15 protein-coding genes are annotated in these 18,134 nt (G+C 48.9%); 1 reads left to right on the forward strand and 14 read right to left on the reverse strand.

Features of this window, described 5'->3' with window-relative positions; all coding sequences use genetic code 11:
- Window positions 1–135 precede the first annotated feature (135 nt).
- The 7 genes from NNL21_RS01870 to NNL21_RS01900 all read right to left on the reverse strand — a co-directional run bounded on the left by NNL21_RS01870 (window position 136) and on the right by NNL21_RS01900 (window position 11,810).
- Window positions 136–2,625: a glycosyl hydrolase family 28 protein gene (locus NNL21_RS01870; protein ID WP_204815728.1), complete on the reverse strand. Its 2,490-nt coding sequence runs from the start codon at window positions 2,623–2,625 to the stop codon at window positions 136–138.
- Window positions 2,626–2,765: 140 nt separating this feature from the next.
- Window positions 2,766–4,223: a glycosyl hydrolase family 28 protein gene (locus NNL21_RS01875; RefSeq protein WP_204815730.1), complete on the reverse strand. Its 1,458-nt coding sequence runs from the start codon at window positions 4,221–4,223 to the stop codon at window positions 2,766–2,768.
- Window positions 4,224–4,248: 25 nt separating this feature from the next.
- On the reverse strand, window positions 4,249–7,116 hold the full coding sequence (locus NNL21_RS01880; protein WP_204815732.1) for a sensor histidine kinase: 2,868 nt from the start codon (window positions 7,114–7,116) through the stop codon (window positions 4,249–4,251).
- A gap of 3 nt (window positions 7,117–7,119) precedes the next feature.
- Window positions 7,120–8,475: a response regulator transcription factor gene (locus tag NNL21_RS01885; protein ID WP_204815733.1), complete on the reverse strand. Its 1,356-nt coding sequence runs from the start codon at window positions 8,473–8,475 to the stop codon at window positions 7,120–7,122.
- Window positions 8,476–8,481: 6 nt separating this feature from the next.
- A complete protein-coding gene (locus tag NNL21_RS01890) occupies window positions 8,482–9,324 on the reverse strand; it encodes a carbohydrate ABC transporter permease (RefSeq protein WP_204815736.1) in 843 nt (280 codons plus the stop codon).
- A 1-nt stretch (window position 9,325) separates the two neighbouring features.
- Window positions 9,326–10,300 (reverse strand): carbohydrate ABC transporter permease, encoded by a 975-nt coding sequence (locus NNL21_RS01895; RefSeq protein ID WP_204815738.1) that lies wholly within the window; start codon window positions 10,298–10,300, stop codon window positions 9,326–9,328.
- An 82-nt stretch (window positions 10,301–10,382) separates the two neighbouring features.
- Window positions 10,383–11,810 (reverse strand): ABC transporter substrate-binding protein, encoded by a 1,428-nt coding sequence (locus tag NNL21_RS01900; protein WP_204815746.1) that lies wholly within the window; start codon window positions 11,808–11,810, stop codon window positions 10,383–10,385.
- A gap of 307 nt (window positions 11,811–12,117) precedes the next feature.
- Here NNL21_RS01900 and NNL21_RS01905 point away from each other — a divergent pair, with 307 nt between their 5' ends.
- Entirely contained in the window at window positions 12,118–12,363 is a 246-nt protein-coding gene (locus NNL21_RS01905; protein WP_204815748.1) for a hypothetical protein, read from the forward strand.
- Between the two features lie 65 nt (window positions 12,364–12,428).
- Here the strand turns inward: NNL21_RS01905 and tatA are convergent, their stop codons facing one another.
- The 7 genes from tatA to NNL21_RS01940 all read right to left on the reverse strand — a co-directional run bounded on the left by tatA (window position 12,429) and on the right by NNL21_RS01940 (window position 18,050).
- Window positions 12,429–12,617 (reverse strand): twin-arginine translocase TatA/TatE family subunit, encoded by a 189-nt coding sequence (tatA, locus tag NNL21_RS01910; protein WP_204815750.1) that lies wholly within the window; start codon window positions 12,615–12,617, stop codon window positions 12,429–12,431.
- A 25-nt stretch (window positions 12,618–12,642) separates the two neighbouring features.
- On the reverse strand, window positions 12,643–13,830 hold the full coding sequence (locus NNL21_RS01915; protein ID WP_204815752.1) for a ZIP family metal transporter: 1,188 nt from the start codon (window positions 13,828–13,830) through the stop codon (window positions 12,643–12,645).
- Window positions 13,831–13,845: 15 nt separating this feature from the next.
- Window positions 13,846–14,886: a multicopper oxidase domain-containing protein gene (locus tag NNL21_RS01920; RefSeq protein WP_204815760.1), complete on the reverse strand. Its 1,041-nt coding sequence runs from the start codon at window positions 14,884–14,886 to the stop codon at window positions 13,846–13,848.
- A 248-nt stretch (window positions 14,887–15,134) separates the two neighbouring features.
- On the reverse strand, window positions 15,135–15,482 hold the full coding sequence (locus tag NNL21_RS01925; protein ID WP_204815762.1) for a DUF2512 family protein: 348 nt from the start codon (window positions 15,480–15,482) through the stop codon (window positions 15,135–15,137).
- Between the two features lie 113 nt (window positions 15,483–15,595).
- Window positions 15,596–15,874, reverse strand: a complete 279-nt coding sequence (locus tag NNL21_RS01930; protein ID WP_204815764.1) for a hypothetical protein — start codon at window positions 15,872–15,874, stop codon at window positions 15,596–15,598.
- Window positions 15,875–16,112: 238 nt separating this feature from the next.
- Window positions 16,113–16,928, reverse strand: coding sequence for a nucleotidyltransferase domain-containing protein (locus NNL21_RS01935; protein WP_204815769.1), 816 nt, complete (start codon window positions 16,926–16,928; stop codon window positions 16,113–16,115).
- A gap of 204 nt (window positions 16,929–17,132) precedes the next feature.
- Window positions 17,133–18,050 carry an AraC family transcriptional regulator gene (locus NNL21_RS01940; RefSeq protein WP_204815770.1) on the reverse strand — a complete coding sequence of 306 codons (918 nt, stop codon included), beginning with the start codon at window positions 18,048–18,050 and terminating at the stop codon, window positions 17,133–17,135.
- Window positions 18,051–18,134 lie beyond the last annotated feature (84 nt).

Consider the following 18,134-nt stretch of genomic DNA (forward strand, 5'->3'; position numbering starts at 1 on the left):
GAGTCCCCCGGACAACGCCGTGAATTTTTTGATTTGTTCCACTTTTTTTAGCAATTCTGCCTTTAAGAATCCTTGAACGAAAAAAAGGCTCCGCAGGATGTCATTCATCCGCGGAGCTTGGGCTTACATCAAGATTTAATAGGTAATGATCGGGTTCCAGGATGTAGAATCATAAGCTGAATTGGCGCGTTGATCCACCCGGAAGGAAATCGTATCCCCCTGTGCGAGGCTCAAGATGAAATCGTGGTTGACGCCGGTTGCATCGTTGTAGCCAATGGTCTGCCACTGTCCGTTGGTTGGCCATACCATCGAACCGTTCTTCCATATGCTCACATTCACGCCGTCTCCGCCTTGGGTATTCGCCTTCTTCACCAGTCCCTTCACGCGGACGGTTCCCGCCTTGGGAGCTGCCCACTCCAGCATCGCCTGACTATTATCAGGGTGCAGATACATCGTGCCGGGACCGTTCCATATCGCATCGTAAGTGCCGGGACCCCGCCAATGGTTGGAGCCATCCGGATTCCAGCTCATCGGGGTCGTACCGATCCCGCTCCGCCACACGCGATAGTACCAGCCTCTCGTACCTTGGAGATACCCCATATCCCATGCGGCATTAAACACATTATTGAATTGATAGTTGATCTCGGGATTCCATGAAGTGGTGTCATAAGCGCTATTCGTGATCTGATCCACCCGGAACGACAGCGTATCTCCCTGCGTCACGGCTGCCGTAATAACGTGAGGGATGCCGGTTGCATCGTTATAGGCGATCGTCTGCCACTGTCCATTGGAAGGCCAAATCATCGTATTGTTCTTCCATAGGCTGACCTTCACGCCGTCGCCCCCGCCGGTCGCCCCTTTCTTGACCCGTCCGGTTATCCGAACGGTACCCGTCTTGGCCGCTTGCCACTCCAGTACGGCCTGATTATTATCGGGATGCAGGTAGATGCTGCCGCTATCATTCCAGATCGCGTCATACGTATTCGGTCCTCTCCAATGATTGGAGCCGTCCACATTCCAATTCATATCTACAGCCGTACCTCCGCCTGTGCGGGTACTATAATGCCAGCCATCGCTTCCCTGCGCAGCCGTGAACTGATCCGACGCGTTGAACCGGGTTTTTGCCGTTCCACTCGCGCTTTTCACTTGAATCCGATTGGCATAGCCATTGATATTGAAATGCGGATCATTGAAATCGGCGACCTGATTGCCGTTGATGACCACATTCTCGAACAAGACATTGGATATTTGATGCTGATTATCCCAGCCCGCAAGCTTGATTTCATTGGTTCCGTCCGAATACGAGGTAATATTCCTATACGTGATTCCGTTCATCTCGCCCGGCCAAGACCAATTCCCCTGAAGCCCGCCAAAATAAAAGGAGGTGTCCATCTGAGCATTAATCAACCGCTTGGCCTTCTCCACCCGGATATCTTCAAAGACAATATCACTAAAGTGCGTGGCGTTCAAAGCAAAGATATTAATCGCGGAACGATCCGGCAGCACGTCGGGATGATACCGGTCATCATAATTATAGAGGATATCCATATTCTGAAACCGGATGTGCTTCACATAGGCCGCTACCGTCTCGGCTCCAATTCCGATCGCGTTATTCGCATCGGACCAGAGCTGCGAGTGCTTGAATTCAATATTATAGATCGGAAGCGCTCGCGCGGGCTCCGTCTCATCCGACAAGCCTTTGATGGCTACGGAATCGTCTGCGGAGCGAATGAACAAACCATCGAACGTAAGATCATGGCTGCTGTTGATGTCGAAACCGTCGCTGCTCGCGAATTTGGGACTGATCCCTTTGTAGTTGGTGATGTTCAAGAAGCTGCTGCCATGGACGGCCGACGTCCAGTTCGCGGTATTATTGTTCACGATGATATCCTGGACCTTCGAATTAGCAGCGAAATTCAACGCCATCGTAATATTGCCGTGCGCATCATTGGCTGTGTAGTCGTTCAGAAGAATGCCCCGGCCTCTTATCGTCACATTTGAAACGTCATTGGCCCTTACACGACCTCGGACCACCGCGCCGGCCGCGATATACAGCGTTTGGTTGGAGGCGAGATAGATCGGCGTCGACCCGGGACCGCCCAAATCATGATAACCGGGACCGAAATAGATGATATTCGGGTCGGAAGAGCCCGGTATATTCGTCTCGGGAGCTTGCGCGAACAAGTGCAGCACCTTGCCCTGATAATTCCCGTCCAATACGAGCGACACGTTAGCTGGATGGTCCAGTGTAAACGAAATCGTATTCCCGCTTCGGGTTCCGGTCAGTCCCAGCGACTGAGGGACCAGCTTATAGGAACCATAAGCGGCGTTCGGCGTGATGGAAACGGTTACACTTCCTGACATGTCGAACGCTCCGTAACTGACAGCATTCCCCCAAGCGTTGCTGCCTGCATTGTACACGGCCACCTGGCTGCCCTGTGCCGTTACGGCAAAATCCGACGAGGCATAAGCTGAGGGCAAATTGGCCGGAGCCGGATAAGCCGTTATGGTTCCCGACGCCTCGGCCATAGAGCCGGATTCCAGAATAAGCATGACGATGGCTGCGATCAGAAACATATAGATGATCTTTCTTCCCTTGCTTGCATGGACGTTAGACTTTACCATCTTGCCCACTCTCCTTCAAGGATTGTCGATTCTTAACGTGAACCCTACCCTCACTCACCTCCCTTCCGGAAGAATGCGGGATTGCGTCTTCGATCGCAATGAACGAGGGAAGTCACCGTTCATGCTTAAACACGCTGCCACTATCGGACGTTGATCGTTTTCGTATACTTATTGATCGTAAAATACGGTTCTTTTGTATTCTTGACCTTCTTTCCGTTGATGGTAATATTCTGAAAAGCGACATCCGAAATCAGATGCTTATCATCCCATCCAGCCACCTTAATCTCATTAGTCCCGTCCGAATAGGAGGTAATATTCTTATAGGTAATCCCGCTCATTGAGCCGTCCTCCACCCAGTTGCCGAGAAGGGCGCCGAAGTAAAAGGTGGTGTCCATCTGAATGTTGATGAGTCGTTTGGCTTTCTCCACCCGGATATCCTCGAAGGTAATGTCGCTGAAATGCGTCGCGTTTAACGAGAAGATGTTGATGGCAGACCGGTCCGGAAGCACATCGGGATTATTGCGGTCGTCGTAATTGTACAGAATATCGATATTTTCAAACCGGATGTTCTTGATATAGGCCGCGACCGTCTCCGCTCCGATTCCGATTGCGTTATTGGCGTCGGCCCACAGCTGGGCGTTCTTATACGTAATATTATAGATGGGCAATGCTTTGGCCGCTTCCTTCTCATCGGACAAGCCCTTGATGGCTACGGCATCGTCTGCGGAATGGATGAATGAACCGTCGAACGTAATATCATGGCTGCTGTTAATATCAAAGCCGTCGCTGCTCGCGAATCGGGGACTGATGCCCTTGTAGTTCAACACCTCCACGAAGCTGCTGCCGTGAACCGCTGACGTCCAATTATTCGTATCGTTGTTCACGATGATATCCCGAACCATGGAATGAGTAGCGAAGTTCAGCGCCAGCGTAATATTCCCGTGCTCGTCATTGGCGGTATAATCGTTCAACAGAATGCCCCGGCCTCTAATCGTAACGTTCGATACGTCATTAGCCCGTATACGCCCCCTGACGATCGCCCCGCCCGCGATGTACAGCGTCTGGCCGGATTTCAAATAAATCGGCGCCGAACCGTAGCCGCCAAGATCGTGATAACCCGGTTCGTAGAAGATGACGTTCGGATCGGTACGATCCGGGATATCAGTCTCTTCCGTCTGAGCGAACAAATGAAGCACCTTGCCTTGATAGTTGTCATCGAGCACTAACGTCACATTCGCCGCCTCTTGAAGCGTAAAGGTGATGCTGTCGCCCTTTCGCTTGCCAGCAATCCCCAGCGATCGCGGCACCAGCTTGTAGGTTTCGAAGGCATCGCTCGGCGTAATCGTGACCGTAACGCTGCCGGACATGTCGAAGGAGCCGTATGTCACCGGATTATTCCAGCTATTATAGCCTCCATTGTACATATCAATTTCCTTGCCTCCCGCTGCGACCGCAAAATCCGTAGAGCGCAAATGAACCGGCAAATCACCGGGCGCAGCATACGCGGTTACCTCACCCACAATGCGGGAAGATTCGCTGCATCCAACCATTAGCTGAAGAAGGATGGACATGATCACCACACGGATCAACTGCTTCATTCTCAAAACCTCCCATCGTTATCAATCATCGTTGAAGGGGAATGCGAAGCGTAATCGCCGTTCCTTCAAATTCCTGGCTTTCAATCGTCATGGCAAACGAATCGCCATAATAAATTCGCAGCCGATAATACACGTTTCTAAGACCGACCCCGGAGGAACGCTTGCCCGGCTCGTCATCGCTCTGTGCGCCTGCTTCATAATTGTCGTTCAACGAGCGAAGAATCTCACGAAGTGCGATGTCGCTCATACCGAGTCCGTTATCGCGAATTTGAATGCGGATTTCGTCCTGGAGCATCTTGACCCCGATATAGATTTCTCCTTGCTCGTAGAGCTCTTCGATTCCATGCTGAAGCGCATTCTCGACAAGCGGCTGCAGGATAAACTTCAATACAGTAATCGTAGGGGGAACCTCGTCATCGATGTCCCAATTCACGATGAACGCATCTTTGAAACGCAGCGCCTGAATCGTTAAATAATTGCGGACATGCTCAATTTCCTCAGAGAGCAAGACGACCTCGCTTCCGGTATTGATCGTAAACCGGAATATATTAGCTAAGGAATTCACCATTGCGCTGACCTCCATCGCTCCGTACTGCCTGGCCCTCATATTGATCGCTTCCAGCGTATTGTATAGAAAATGAGGATTGATTTGCTGCTGCAGCATGCCAAGCTCGGCTTTCATCTTGGAGGTCACCAGTTCCTTCTCCCGAATCTGTTTATTGATATTTTCTTCCATGAGATCATTGATTCGGGTGATCATGTTATTGAAGCTTAGGACCAGCAATCCGATCTCATCCCTCGGGTTACTATCCGTCATAACGGCCTCGCCGAGCGCTGCCCCTTCTTCCATCGCCCGCTTCAACCGTTCGATCGGCTTCACCAGATACAAGGAGAGATGCCACACCATGCCGAATATAGCCAGCAGAATCAGGACGATTAACAGCAAATAACGGTAAAACATTTCATTGATTTTCAAATAGATGTCATCGATCGTATAGAACAGTACAGAGGTCCATTCCGACTCGGGTATCGCTCGTTCCAGGATGACCTGATTGCTGGCCTCCACCTTCCCGAAATGGGCTTGCTCCTGCTCGAGCGCGCCAGCATTCAACTCTTGAATCGCCGCTTCCGTGAACCCCGGCTCCGACGTGCTGGTATACACGACCTCCCCGGATCGATCCATCAGGACCAGGCTTTCCCTGCGGCCCGAGGTGACGGATTGAAACGCATCTTCCTTGAGGACGACTTGAAGATAAGCATCCATCGACGTGCCATCCGAGGTCGGCAGGCTCACCTTCTTAATGAGCATGAGCGCCGTATGGTTATAGACATCCTTTTTCCCGGTAATCCAGATGATTTGCTCCGGCTTCAGCTTGCTTAGTGAATTCAACTCCGATGTCGAAAGCCGGAACAACGTGATATTGTTAATGAACGTGGAGGAAAACCGGGCAACCCCCTGGCTGTTGTACAGAACGAAATAAGATACATCTACAAGACCCGGATAACTGGACACCGGGAATTTATCGTCCATGATCGGGGCGTATTGATAAGAGAGAAATAAGTTCGTTAATCGTCCGTCGGCCGATATGCCGTTGGTCAGGCTCTCATAGTTGTCCATTCGATTGCGCATTTCCTTGACGAGCTGATCGGAGGATTGCACCGTCGACTGCACTAATTTGTTAAACAACGAGTGATACGTCAACGAAACATGAAGCGCTACAGCCGCAATGAACGGAATCATGACCGATGTGACTAACAGCAGCAGAATTTTTTGCCGGATTGATATCTTGGACAGCGCAAACTGTTCGAATCGTTCCTCCGGTATGTGCTGAAAATCGATATCCTTTTCCTTCTTCCAGGAAATTCGGGCAAGAACATTGAAGGGATACATAATCATGTTGGAGATTTTATAGGAGATGAGCAGGTTTACAACTAACATGATTCCAAACAGAATCACGCAGATTTGCAGCAAGCTTTGATCCCAAATGACATTACTTGCTTTTCTCTCGAAAAACATGAAGTCGATCCCGTAAGGCGCGATCGTTTCCGTTCTGACCTCATAATCGCTGCTCAGCCCTTGCGACCAATTCGCCAGCCCCTCTTTCCGCTGCTCTACGGCTTTCCGGATTGTCGCTTCATTCGAGAAATTGGACCAGAGCACATGAGAATTATTATCCAATACACCAATGTAACCGTCCCAGCTGTCCCGGTCAGGCAGTGCCAACGTGAATAATCGATTGTCCAGCACGATAACCGTCAATACGTTCAAATAATTGACGCCATTGTTCATAATCAAACGGCCCTCGATGCTTTCGAAGAAGGCTTTCAACCGGCTGCGCCGTTCTTCCGGTATCGATAGATCGTTTAATTTATCCGTGAACATCCCCTGCGGGATAAAGGAAGGCATGCCATAGTAGCGCGTGAATAAATCGATTAAACCGACGGCCCTCAGGTCATCGATCCAAGGTATTTCCTGTTCAGGGATCAGTCCTTGTTCTTCGAATGATTTCCCTAAATTTTTCTGGTTCTTGTTCTCGCCGATGATATAAACCCGCTCCACCATGTCCGGCTGTAAGTGAAGCTTGTTTAGCCGCACGTTTAGATCTCTGCCGATGCGCTCCGCCTCGACGGGCTCCCGAAGGTTATAGTACTCTCGGGAATAATTCATATAATCGGCAGATTCAAGGTGGGCAGCCAATGCGCTAATATCGTTAAATTTGGTTACCAACTGGCTTTCCGCATGTTTGGTTATATTTTGCTGGGCTGCATGATGGATTTCCAGGCCAACGCCGCTCGTATTCCAATAGCTGATGCAGATGAGAATACTTCCCGACAGTACACTGAGAAGAAATGCGATTAGGATCAAGCGGTTGCGATGGCGTTGGAACCTCATGTGTTATCCGTCCTTGGCATGCGATTTGTAGGTTGTATTTCGGTATTCAAGCGGCGTCTGACCCGTATACTTCTTGAAAATAAGCGTAAAATAGCGCGGATTCTCATACCCGACCATTTCCCCGACCTCGTAAATTTTCCAATTCGACTCGGACAGGATGGTCTTCGCTTTCTCGATCCGGAACTCGGTCACATAGTCGATATAATTCATGCCCGTTATCTCCTTGAACAAATAACTTAGGTAACTGGCATTCAAATGGACATGCTTGGCGACGTCGTCCAGCGTAATCGTCCGATCGTAATTGTGCTCGATAAACCGTTTGACTTCGAGAACCATACGTTTTCCATTCGTCTGTCCCGTTTTCGTCTCATTGCCAGCCGACGGGTTCTCGGAAACTACCCGAACGGCCTCTTCATTCGCGGGGCCATCTTCGAACTTGAATTCAGCATCGAGATAGGAATGGCGAATCCGCGTCGCTCTATGTACTATCGGGCCGATTGTATACGCAAGATGCGACTTGAACAGTCCGCGGAAGCGTCTCAGCGCCTTCACGATCCGATCCAGTTCCCCCTCCAGGTCCGTTCGGCCGGCCTCCAAGCTTCCGATCCACTCGGCATTGGCAACGATCAGAGCACATTGGCCATTATATGGATCTACATAATGGTACCCGTACCCGTTCTCGTCCCATAGATCCTGCAGGAGATTATCCAGCGTAAATACGATCAGCCCCCACTCGGAATCCTTGTCATAGCTTGGTCTTGGGGGATGGGACTGAAAGCGCAGCACGCACACCGCATACGTTCCATCCATCTCTAACATGACCTCAGCCGAGGCGCTGTCCAGCTCGATCGTTTCTTCCGTCAAGGAGCTCCGTAGAAGCTCGCCCAGGAAGTTTTTACGCAGCAGATGGGCGGATAGCTTGGCCTTGCGTTCCAAATTGGCTTGACGAAGAAGCTTCTCTCTTTCCTCGTTTAGAATGGCGGTTGTTTTGGCTAGAACACCATAATAATCTTCGAAATCAAGCGGCTTCAAAAGATAGTCAAGAACGCCGTACTCGATTCCCCTCTTGGCGTATTCAAAGTCTCCATAACCGGACAAGACGATTTTCTTCGTATAGGGATGCCGCTGAGACACTTTCTGAATCAGCTCAAGGCCATCCATCAGCGGCATTTTGATATCGGTTAATAGAATATCGACGGGCGATTGGTCCATCGACTTTAACGCTTCTAATCCGTTCTCGCACACATCCACGACCTCGATGTTGAGGGAAGCGTAATCGGCGTTTTTCAAACCTTGCCGAATTTCATGCTCATCATCGACAATAATCATCTTAAAACAATCACGGCTCGGATTCATCATGTTCTATCATCCTTTAACTGCAGAGGATACGACACCTTCAACCAAATAACGCTGTCCGATGAAAAACACGACGATGATGGGAAGTACGAACATCACAAGCCCTGCATTTAAAACCTGCGTCATTTCGATTCGTTGATCGCCCGGAAAAGCATATCCGACCGAGAAGAGCGCCGTTGCCAGCGGGTATTTGTCATCCTGGAGGAACATAAACGGCGTTAAATAATCGCCCCCCCATGAACCATTAAAGGATAAAATTGAAACGGTTGCAATAACCGGGAAGGAAATCGGCATAAAGATGTTCCAAAAAATCCGGAAGGTCGAGCAGCCGTCAATCCTCGCGGCTTCCTCCAAATCCTTCGGGAACGAGGAGAAAAACTGGCGGTATAGAAATATACTGAATGCGCTTCCGCCAAGCGCCCAGAATAACCAGGGCCAATACGTATTCAGGAAGCCTAGCTTGAAAAAGATGACATACGTCGGAATTTGCGTCACGATGCCAGGAAGCATCATAGTCGACAGCATCATCATAAATAAGAATCCTTTGCCCGGCCCGCGCAGCCGAGCGAATCCAAACCCGACCAATGCGCTTGTAAGCGTAGGAATAACAACGGAAATGCTCGTTAGGATGATCGAGCTCTTAGTATAGCTCCAATAATCGATCAAGGTTGCCGCGTAATAATAATTTTCAAAATGTAAGCCTCCCGGCAAAAAGCTGGAGGATGAGCCGACAAGCTGCAAGGAATTCGTTACAAGCCAATACAGCGGCATGACAAAAATGATCGACAATAGGATCAGCAAGCCATAGACGGTTACTCTCCCCAGCGTACTCCCCGTGCTTTGACCTACCATCTTATTTTCCCTCCTGCTCGACTTCGTAGAACACCCAAAGCTTACTGGTCGTAAAGATGACAATCGTGAATAGCAAGATCATCAAGAACAATACCCACAGTAAGGCCAGGCCGTATCCGAAACGGTTGAATGCGAATATTTGCTGGAAAGCATGAACGGAATACACATAATTGGGGCGGATCGGCGTCGACAATAAGCTGTTCGAGTTTGCTGCGAGCAAGACAGGCTGCACGAAAATTTGCAAGGACCCGATAATATTCATAATGAATTGAAAGAATAGCACGGGCGTGATCAATGGAAGCGTTATGCGGCTAAATCGCTGTGCGGTTGTCGCTCCGTCGATTGCCGCGGCTTCATACAGCTCTTTGGACACCGCCTTTAAACCCGCCAAATAGATGAGAATCCCTCCGCCAACTCCCCACATCAGCATAATGAACAAGGGAAGCATGGCATAATCGTAGCCGAGCCAGTCGACAGGCTCGAGTCCTGCTTGCACCAAATACTGATTAATGACCCCCTCCTTGGTAAACAAGGATCGCCACATGGTGCCGACTGCCACGATCGGAATAATGGAAGGAATGAAGAACAACGTCCGGTAAAGCCCAATGTTTCTAACGTTCTGATTCAATAGAATGGCCAGCAATAAACCGATTGCCATGCTTGCCGGAACATTGATGCAAGTGATCAGCATCGTGCGTCCAAGCGAATACATCGCATCATTATCGGTAAAAACCTTGATATAGTTGTCGAAGCCGACGAACTTCAACCGGTCCATATTAAACCCGGCGTAGTTGGTGAAGCTTAAATACAGGCCGTAAAACAAAGGAATCAATCCAAGCAGCACAAACACGATAAACCATGGAGAGATGAAGAGATAAAACTCAAGGGCGGCTTTAATGGATCTCCTCTTGGATGCAGGGCGCATCCGGGCTGTTTGCTCGGTTATGATCGCACCCGTAGATTTCGCTTGACTCATACTTGCCCTCTTTCCTATGTCGTATTTGAATAAAGGTTACCGGAGCTCCAAGATCGCTCCGGTAACCCCTACCCTCGATTCGTCAGTTCGTGCCGATCAGCTGCTTACCTTCATTGATGAGCGTATTGATTTCTTCCGTCATTTTTTGGCCCGCTCCATCCACGGTATCCTTGCCGAAGTAAACCGGTGTGAAATGCTTATCGAATACGGCGTTGACGGCTTGATAAGTCAAGTATGGATTGTATTTCAGATACCCTTCACTGTACTTCAATTCATTCTGAACAAAATCATAATTCATCTTATTGAATGGCGTATCTTGAGGAAGCATGTTCATGAGCGTTTTGGTCGCCGGCAGCCCATATCCGGCTTTCGCGCGATCTTCAGCCGGCTTGCCGCCGAAGAACCATTCGAACACTTCCCATGCTTCTTTCGGATGCTTCGTTTTACTGGAGATGATCGCACCCGTTCCCGAAGCTGACGGTGAGATCCGGGTTCCGCCCTCCATCATCGGCGCGGGCGATACGGCAAACTCGTCGATGCGGTCTTTCGTCAGCTGATTATCCTTCAAGAATCCGGAGAACCAGTAGCCGGCAATGATCATGGCCGCCTTATTATCCACGAACAACTGTCCGCCCCAATCCGTCTCCTGATGCAGCGGACTTGGTCCAACACCCGATTGCGCCGCATCTACCCAGAAGTTCAGCAGCTCTTTCATGACGGGAGTCGTCAAGTCAGAGCCTCCGAAATCTTCGCTGAACATGCTTGCTCCGCTCTGAATTAGCTGCAGGTTCAATAAATCCTGCTGTGCGGCAATGTTACCGTTATAATAGACCAAGCCATAACGCGTCACCTTCTCACCGTTCTTCTTGGTCAGCTTCTTCCCAAGCTCGATGAGCTCCTTCCAGGTCATCGCCTCCGTGCTGCTTGGCAGTGGGATGCCCGCTTCTTCGAACATTTTCTTGTTGTAATAGATCGTGAAGTCCGGTGACCAGTCTTTCGGGTATCCGTATATCGCGCCTTGGCCATGCGTGCCGGTCGCTTTGTCGAAACGGAATTGATTCACGATGGGCAAGAAATCGTTCTGCTTGAATACGGTGCTGGAATCAAAATACGTCGTTAAGTCGAGCGCCATATCCTTCAATACGTATCCCGGCACCTCGGTTACGCCTGCCGCCCGGATAATATCCGGCGCATTGCCCGCCGCCATCATGGCCATCAGCTTATTGTAATCGGCCTCGACTCTTTCGATTTTAATATTGGTATGTGTTTTTTCGAATTCAGCAATCATTTCGGATGTCATTTCCGGCTCGTACATGGTCGATCGAATAACGACACGCTTTCCGCTCGGTTTGACATCTTCACCCTTTTCTCCCCCATTGGACGAGTTATCCGTTTTGGATGAATTGTTTCCAGATGCGCCGTTATTGTTGCCGCCGCCGCATGCGCTGATCAGAAGCAGGCTGGATACGACGAGAACGGACAGCATTGTTGACCAAATCTTTTTTTTCATTTTGATCCCCCTATGTTTGTTTGCTAGATTAGTTCTTACATATGAAGTATAGATTTGATTGTTTATCTCAACAACGCGTATTCTTTTTCGATTCATTCCAATATTTTTAGGAATCGTGGTTTCTGATGTCCACTAACGGCGAGATAGGTTATAAAGAGGATAACAAATAAGCCAGCCAGAAATCTCTGGCTGACCGGTTTACCCGACAATAAAGTTGTAAAGCTTACATGCGCAATATACAATATTAGTTAATTAACCCTTTATTATGAATGTGAGGTGCACGTCATTGGAGGAGAAAGAACGGTACATGATGGCGGTCATATCCGTCCTGATTTCCTTTTCATCCTTCTTTCTGTTCATGTACCCGATAGCCGGAATCGTACTTGCGGTATTCTCTGGAATCATCGGCCACAAGAGCCGTTTCACGGAGGTGGAGCGCCACATGTGGGTTGGCGGCAATCCGGGACGAGCAGGAAGGGATTTAGCGATTTGCAGCATTCTTTTTAATTTGTTTATGTTCTATGTGCTCAACGAGGTGAATCCTCTATCATGAATACATCAGCGTGTATGCTCACCTGGAAACAGCATTATCACAGCCGATATTGATGAAGTTCACCATTACGTCTTCTCCTCCGCTTCCTTCTTCCTCTCTTCCTCTACATTCATAAATTCTCTTGTTCCTCTACGAAACTCGGACAAGGTTGAGCCAATCGCTCTGCCCAGCTTCGGAAGCTTGGATGGCCCGAATAATAAGAGACCTGCCACGAGGATGAGCAGCAGTCCCGTTACGCCGATTCCATAAGGCATCTTATCACCTCCTGTTCATTAGGAATTAGAAGTTCACCAGCAATGCAGTCGCATACATCAACACGATACCTAAAGTCACGCCGCCCAGGTTCAACCAGCTGACCGCAGGCAGCTCGAATCGGCGGGCATCCCGCACAATCATTTTACTGATGACAAAGATAACCTGTACAATTGCTCCGGCCCCAATACCGAAGAACAGTGCAGCCAACGTATCATTAAAGACGAATCCGCCGGTCCATGTTCCTAAGATAGCAGGTGCTCCGGCTACGCATGCCAAACTGAGGAAGGTTTTCCACGTGGGACGATCCTTCAAGAGCGGCGCTGCTATGCCCACTCCCTCCGTCACATTGTGAAGCGTAAATCCAATAATAAGGAAAGTACCAAGTGAAGCTTCGCCTGCAGCGAAAGCAGCACCGATCGCCAATCCTTCGCCAAAGTTATGCAGTCCGATTCCGCCGGCGATTTTGTATGAGACCCGTTTGCCCCCAATCTCGGCGAGGCTGCCGGATGTACGCTTACCACTCTGGTCCATAGCCATTAAGAAGAGAAAGCTGAGAATGGCTCCGAACCATACGAGTCCGGTTCCTTGAAATACACCCGGAGCCTCAGCTCCAAGCTCAAGTCCCTCCTGAATCGTATCTACGGCTAGAAAGAATAGTAAACCCACTGTAAAAGCCAATATCGTTTGTATGCCCTTGGTAGTGTATCGGCGCATAAACGGAAACCATAACAAGCCAAGACCCACCGGTATAACGCCGACGTAGAAGCCGATCAAGGCATATTGGAGAAAACGATTCGCATCCGCCTCAGGCGTCTTCATCGCAGCCGCTACTTCTCCGGAGAATAGCAATCCGTTCGTCGTAATCAAACGAATTTCATGCGGATCTCCTTCAACCCAAGGGTAAGGAATGTAAATGGTTGCTAGCTCGAATCGCTGCAGGGTTGGGCCGGGATCAAATTCGGCGTTCCAGAATGCATCATCCACAACAACCTGGGCAATCTCGACCTCCTTCGGTCCAGAGTTTAGAACGGTAACCTGAAATCCATCATCCTGTAGAACAATCCGTTCAATATTGAGAACCTCGATCGGAGCAGCCTGTTGATCTTTAACACCCGTTCCCACATTCGAAATGAGCAGAATGACAACGGCCAGAAGCAGCAGCGGAGCTATGCCCCACAGCCATACCATTCTCTTGTTCGGTTTCGGATTCATGCAGTTTCCTCCTCTCTACTCCGCTACAAAGAAGCCCATCCAGCCGAGCTCGGTAAATTCACTCTGATGCGCATGGAACATGTATCTTCCAGGGGCCGGGAACACCATTTCGACAATTCCCCGTTCCCCTTGGCACTGCATAATAGTATCCGTGAAATAGGGGCGTGCCTGAGGATCCGCACCTGTCGCATAATAGTTGAAGAAGTTCGCGTGCAAATGAAACGAGTTGAGCAAATCAAATTCAGTCATATTGCTAATATAAACACGTATAAGCTCTCCCGCTTTGACCTTGATCGGCCGTGACATATAAGCGAATGCGAAGCCGTTGACCGTATATATTTCGTTCTCCCCGTCTAAATCCAGATCAAAGCCGTTCATGACCATACTGAATTCCTTGGCTGGTTTGCGGGGAATCTTCGGATCGATGATAAAGTTGCCGTACAGCCCCTTATGAATGTGCCTGGTGAAGGGTTGGACGTGGCAATGATAGACCTGCATCCCCGCTGGCTTAGCTTCGAATTCGTAGATGAACGTTTCTCCCGGTGCAACGGGCTCCAAGCCGTCCATATCCGTTGGATGAATGCCGTGAAAATGAATCGAATGCGGATGGGCCGAACCATTGCGGAATGTGACACGAACGATGTCGCCTTCCGTACATCGCAGCGTCGGTCCCGGTATTGTACCGTTGAACGCCCAACCTGGAAACCTGATGCCTTTGGCAATTTCGAGTTCCCAATCGGCGGCGATCATGTCATAATCCCGCACTGTTCTCCCGTCCGCCCGCATACTTGCCTTCCCGTAATCGAACTGAGTTAATGCCTTCACAGCACTCTCCAGCCCTTCCGATGAATCCGTTCCAGGATCATACCCATGTGTCATACTGTGCTGCCGCATGTTCTTCAGTTTATCGTGCATGTCATGGCTGGGCTCCGATTGTGAGGATTTAGTAAATGCGGAAACGGGATTGACCAGCGTACTTCCAAGCACCCCCAAGAAACCCGCTGCTCCAACCTTTAATATATGGCGTCTGGATATTTTCTGCTTCGGATCTAACAAATGAAAGCCTCCTTTGTTTTTGAATGCAGGAAAATAAGTTTACCTAAGGCAATTTTGTGGACAAAAAAATATTATTTTCACTTCTGACAAAATGTTTCTCGAAGGAAACTTGAATTAAACTAACTATATGACACCTACCCTTCGTTGTAAACCATTTATTTCCATTGGTTGTCCTTGCCGGATACATCACACCTAACATGTACACAAGAAAAGAGGAGCTGCAATCCAAACTGCTGCTCCCCTTCGTATTAAGACTGATGTGCTTTCCCTAAATCATCTTGAAAAATATAGCGGTGCATGAAAAACTCCCCTACCGCGACCACGACCGAAATCAGCAGGATTTCCCCATTCGACAATCCCCAAGCGAACCATACTTCGGCCACATACAAGTATAGCAGCGTTAATAACCCGTCCGTTAATGTGGCGGCTGTATTGTTATACTGTCTGAGTATGAGCTGATCGCCGATGATGTACGAGATAAGCGTCAACAAAGCAGAAGCGATAAACGCCGTCCAGACTGAAATTCCCGTAAAATATTGAAGCATGAAAATCATAATGAGACTGTTTAACACCCATTTCAAAAGGTATTTAAACATGTGTCACCCGCTCCTTATTCAATTATTTTACGGTTATTGTTTCCTCCCAGTCCAAATTTTACACACACATCAACGGGGTATGACGGCGTTCTGATCCTGATGTGCCTTATGAGTCACTTCAACCCTTTGAAGATCTCTATAAAACCCGAGGGATCTTCTTTGACGGTGTACGAATACACGCCACGATTCGTATGCAAATATAAAATCCCGTCTTGACCGCCCATCCTTCGATACGACAGATCGAAGACCTGCTCGATTCCAAACACCCGAAAGCGGGTAACGATTTTATCCGGGTATAAATACATCTCGCGGTCCTGTAAGACCGTTCTTTGTTCATTGAAGATGATTTCCCTATGTACCTTGTAGTAGGGCTGCACGGCAATCCAACTCATTATATCCCCCCTGCTGATCATCATGTCCATATGAAACAATCATGTATTCACACTCATCCAGTCGCTCTCACGTTATGCAGCCGCATTCATTCCGTTCTATCTAGAGTAACAATAGCAAGGGACAACATCAATTCGTATCATTAATATTTAATCTCATAAACTATATATCAGCAGCAAGCCCCCATTACCTTAGAAGGGTATTGAGGACTTCTGCTTCTGCTTACATCACTCAAACTGCCTACCGATCACTAAGCGGCGGTTCACTCTCCAGCCAGTTCCACTCATTGTTTACCACAAAACGACTTACAGCCTTGTCCTCAGGAAGACCCCAATCGTAGAAGGAAGTAATACAGTCGACAAAGGCGCGGATCGTTTCCCCGGTTGGGGTGGCGAGCATCGCATTCATGAGGGCCAGGTAGCCCTCTGGTTTCTCCGGGGCTCCTTGAAGCACATGCATGAATGATTTATGACATGGGAACAGAATCCGATTATAAGCAAGAATCAGTCTGCCGCCGAACAGGGCGACCTGACTCACCGCGTGAGAGAGCAAATAACTGTTATTTAACGCCAAAGCACGTTCTGAGAAATAGCCGCCATACAAAGCCACTTGGGCATAGAAGTCTGCAAAATTTCGAATTCGATTGTGTTCCGGATACACCGCAATCCTGCTTACTACCTCGCTAAGTTCAGGTATACGGGAGAACGCGACGATTGCCCCATCGAAGGATGCGCGCGTCGGCTCGCTTCCCCGATCGGCAGCCGCTTGAACAAAATCGTAGTTGATGATTTTACCGTCATAATAACCGCCTTCATAATTACAGCCCTCTGTCGCATAGTAAAATAAATCATCCTGCTGCTTACGCATCTGAAACACTTCATCCGTTACGACCAGATAGCAATCCACGTCGGAATCCTCACGCGCAATTCCTTTCGCGACTGAGCCCGCAATGATAACGGCCAGATAATCGGGATTTTCTTGAAAGCGTTCAACCAAGTTGTCTATCGCTTCCTTATGATGCGCTCTTAAGCCGCTGACTTGTAGGGGTTCGTTCAAAGCAACTCCACAACCTTTCAACAATAGGAATGAATCGTTTCTTATGACCGTTGCGATCCTCTTTATCATGGCATATTTCTCTACCCTATAAAAGCCGACTCTTCCTTTTTTCAATAGGACATTAAAAAAAACCGCGGGATCGCGGATTTCATAGCATGCTAATGCTGTCATCTTATCAATGAGGTTACGATTCATCAACGAAAGCTATCGCAGTGTTAGACGGCTTGACTGTTGATGAATCTGCCGGAACACGCGAGGGGTCATCTTATACTTGCTCTTGAACATCGTATAAAAGAAGCTGAGATCTGAAAACCCGCATTCCAACGCGATTTGGGAGATGGCCATCTCATCTTGTTTGAGCATGTCCGCAGCAGCCTCCAGTCGAATACGGTTGCGAAACTCTATTAACGTCTCCCCTGTCCGTTCTTTGAATTCTTGGGAGAAGGCAGTCGGACTCCTATCGCTGATTCTGCTGGCATAGCTCAAGGTGAACGGCACCGTATAATTATGCTGAATCAGACCGATTACCCAATCTAGACGATCCACACCGGCTGGCGGCTGGCCATGGTTAGAAATTAAGGTCTGGTTAGCCGAGCATTCCGCCAGAATCAGCATCCACTGCCATAAGACGATCTTGATCCGTGCACGATTCATCGTCAACTCCCGGCAATGATCGGAGGCATCTCTTAATTGATTTTCTAAGCCCGATAGTATAGCCATAGACATATTCTGCTTGCGCCTCGGCCAGGATCGCGTCCAATCGGTCCAATAGGACCTGTCCAACGTTTCAAGATCTAAGGCCGACAGCGTGCTAAAGCAGGTCAGCAGCTCCTGACGATAGAAATTGACATCGATGAGAATGTTGTAGTGGTACAGAAACTGGTTGGCTTTCGTCCGGAAGGAATGCCATTCCCCAGGCCACACGATTAAGGAATCCCCTGGTCTCAGCTCCAGAACTCCTCCTTCTCCTTCATGGAAGGCTTGCCCGTCTATGACCACAATGCCTTCTATAAAATCATGCTTATGCGGCTCGACATGATCGCCTGCTTCTAAGTAATAAGGATGAATGGAAATGGGATACTTTGGATCCGAGGCAAATGATTTCATTTTATACGTATCCACATTAACAACCTCCCGTTGTCCCCAACGAATTCGTTAATATCACATGGATGTAAGAATCTCCAAGAAGTAAGCGCTACCATAATA

Origin of the sequence: Paenibacillus mendelii (assembly GCF_024498075.1) — a bacterium.
GTDB lineage: Bacteria > Bacillota > Bacilli > Paenibacillales > Paenibacillaceae > Paenibacillus_Z > Paenibacillus_Z mendelii.

Coding starts and splice junctions, on each gene's coding strand:
- NNL21_RS01885 (WP_204815733.1), bottom strand. CDS start 8,475: ATGATGAATCCGAGCCGTGATTGTTTTAAGATGATTATTGTCGATGAT.
- NNL21_RS01900 (WP_204815746.1), bottom strand. CDS start 11,810: ATGAAAAAAAAGATTTGGTCAACAATGCTGTCCGTTCTCGTCGTATCC.
- NNL21_RS01880 (WP_204815732.1), bottom strand. CDS start 7,116: ATGAGGTTCCAACGCCATCGCAACCGCTTGATCCTAATCGCATTTCTT.
- NNL21_RS01930 (WP_204815764.1), bottom strand. CDS start 15,874: ATGAGTTGGATTGCCGTGCAGCCCTACTACAAGGTACATAGGGAAATC.
- NNL21_RS01890 (WP_204815736.1), bottom strand. CDS start 9,324: ATGGTAGGTCAAAGCACGGGGAGTACGCTGGGGAGAGTAACCGTCTAT.
- NNL21_RS01915 (WP_204815752.1), bottom strand. CDS start 13,830: ATGAATCCGAAACCGAACAAGAGAATGGTATGGCTGTGGGGCATAGCT.
- NNL21_RS01895 (WP_204815738.1), bottom strand. CDS start 10,300: ATGAGTCAAGCGAAATCTACGGGTGCGATCATAACCGAGCAAACAGCC.
- NNL21_RS01925 (WP_204815762.1), bottom strand. CDS start 15,482: ATGTTTAAATACCTTTTGAAATGGGTGTTAAACAGTCTCATTATGATT.
- NNL21_RS01875 (WP_204815730.1), bottom strand. CDS start 4,223: ATGAAGCAGTTGATCCGTGTGGTGATCATGTCCATCCTTCTTCAGCTA.
- tatA (WP_204815750.1), bottom strand. CDS start 12,617: ATGCCTTATGGAATCGGCGTAACGGGACTGCTGCTCATCCTCGTGGCA.
- NNL21_RS01870 (WP_204815728.1), bottom strand. CDS start 2,625: ATGGTAAAGTCTAACGTCCATGCAAGCAAGGGAAGAAAGATCATCTAT.
- NNL21_RS01905 (WP_204815748.1), top strand. CDS start 12,118: ATGATGGCGGTCATATCCGTCCTGATTTCCTTTTCATCCTTCTTTCTG.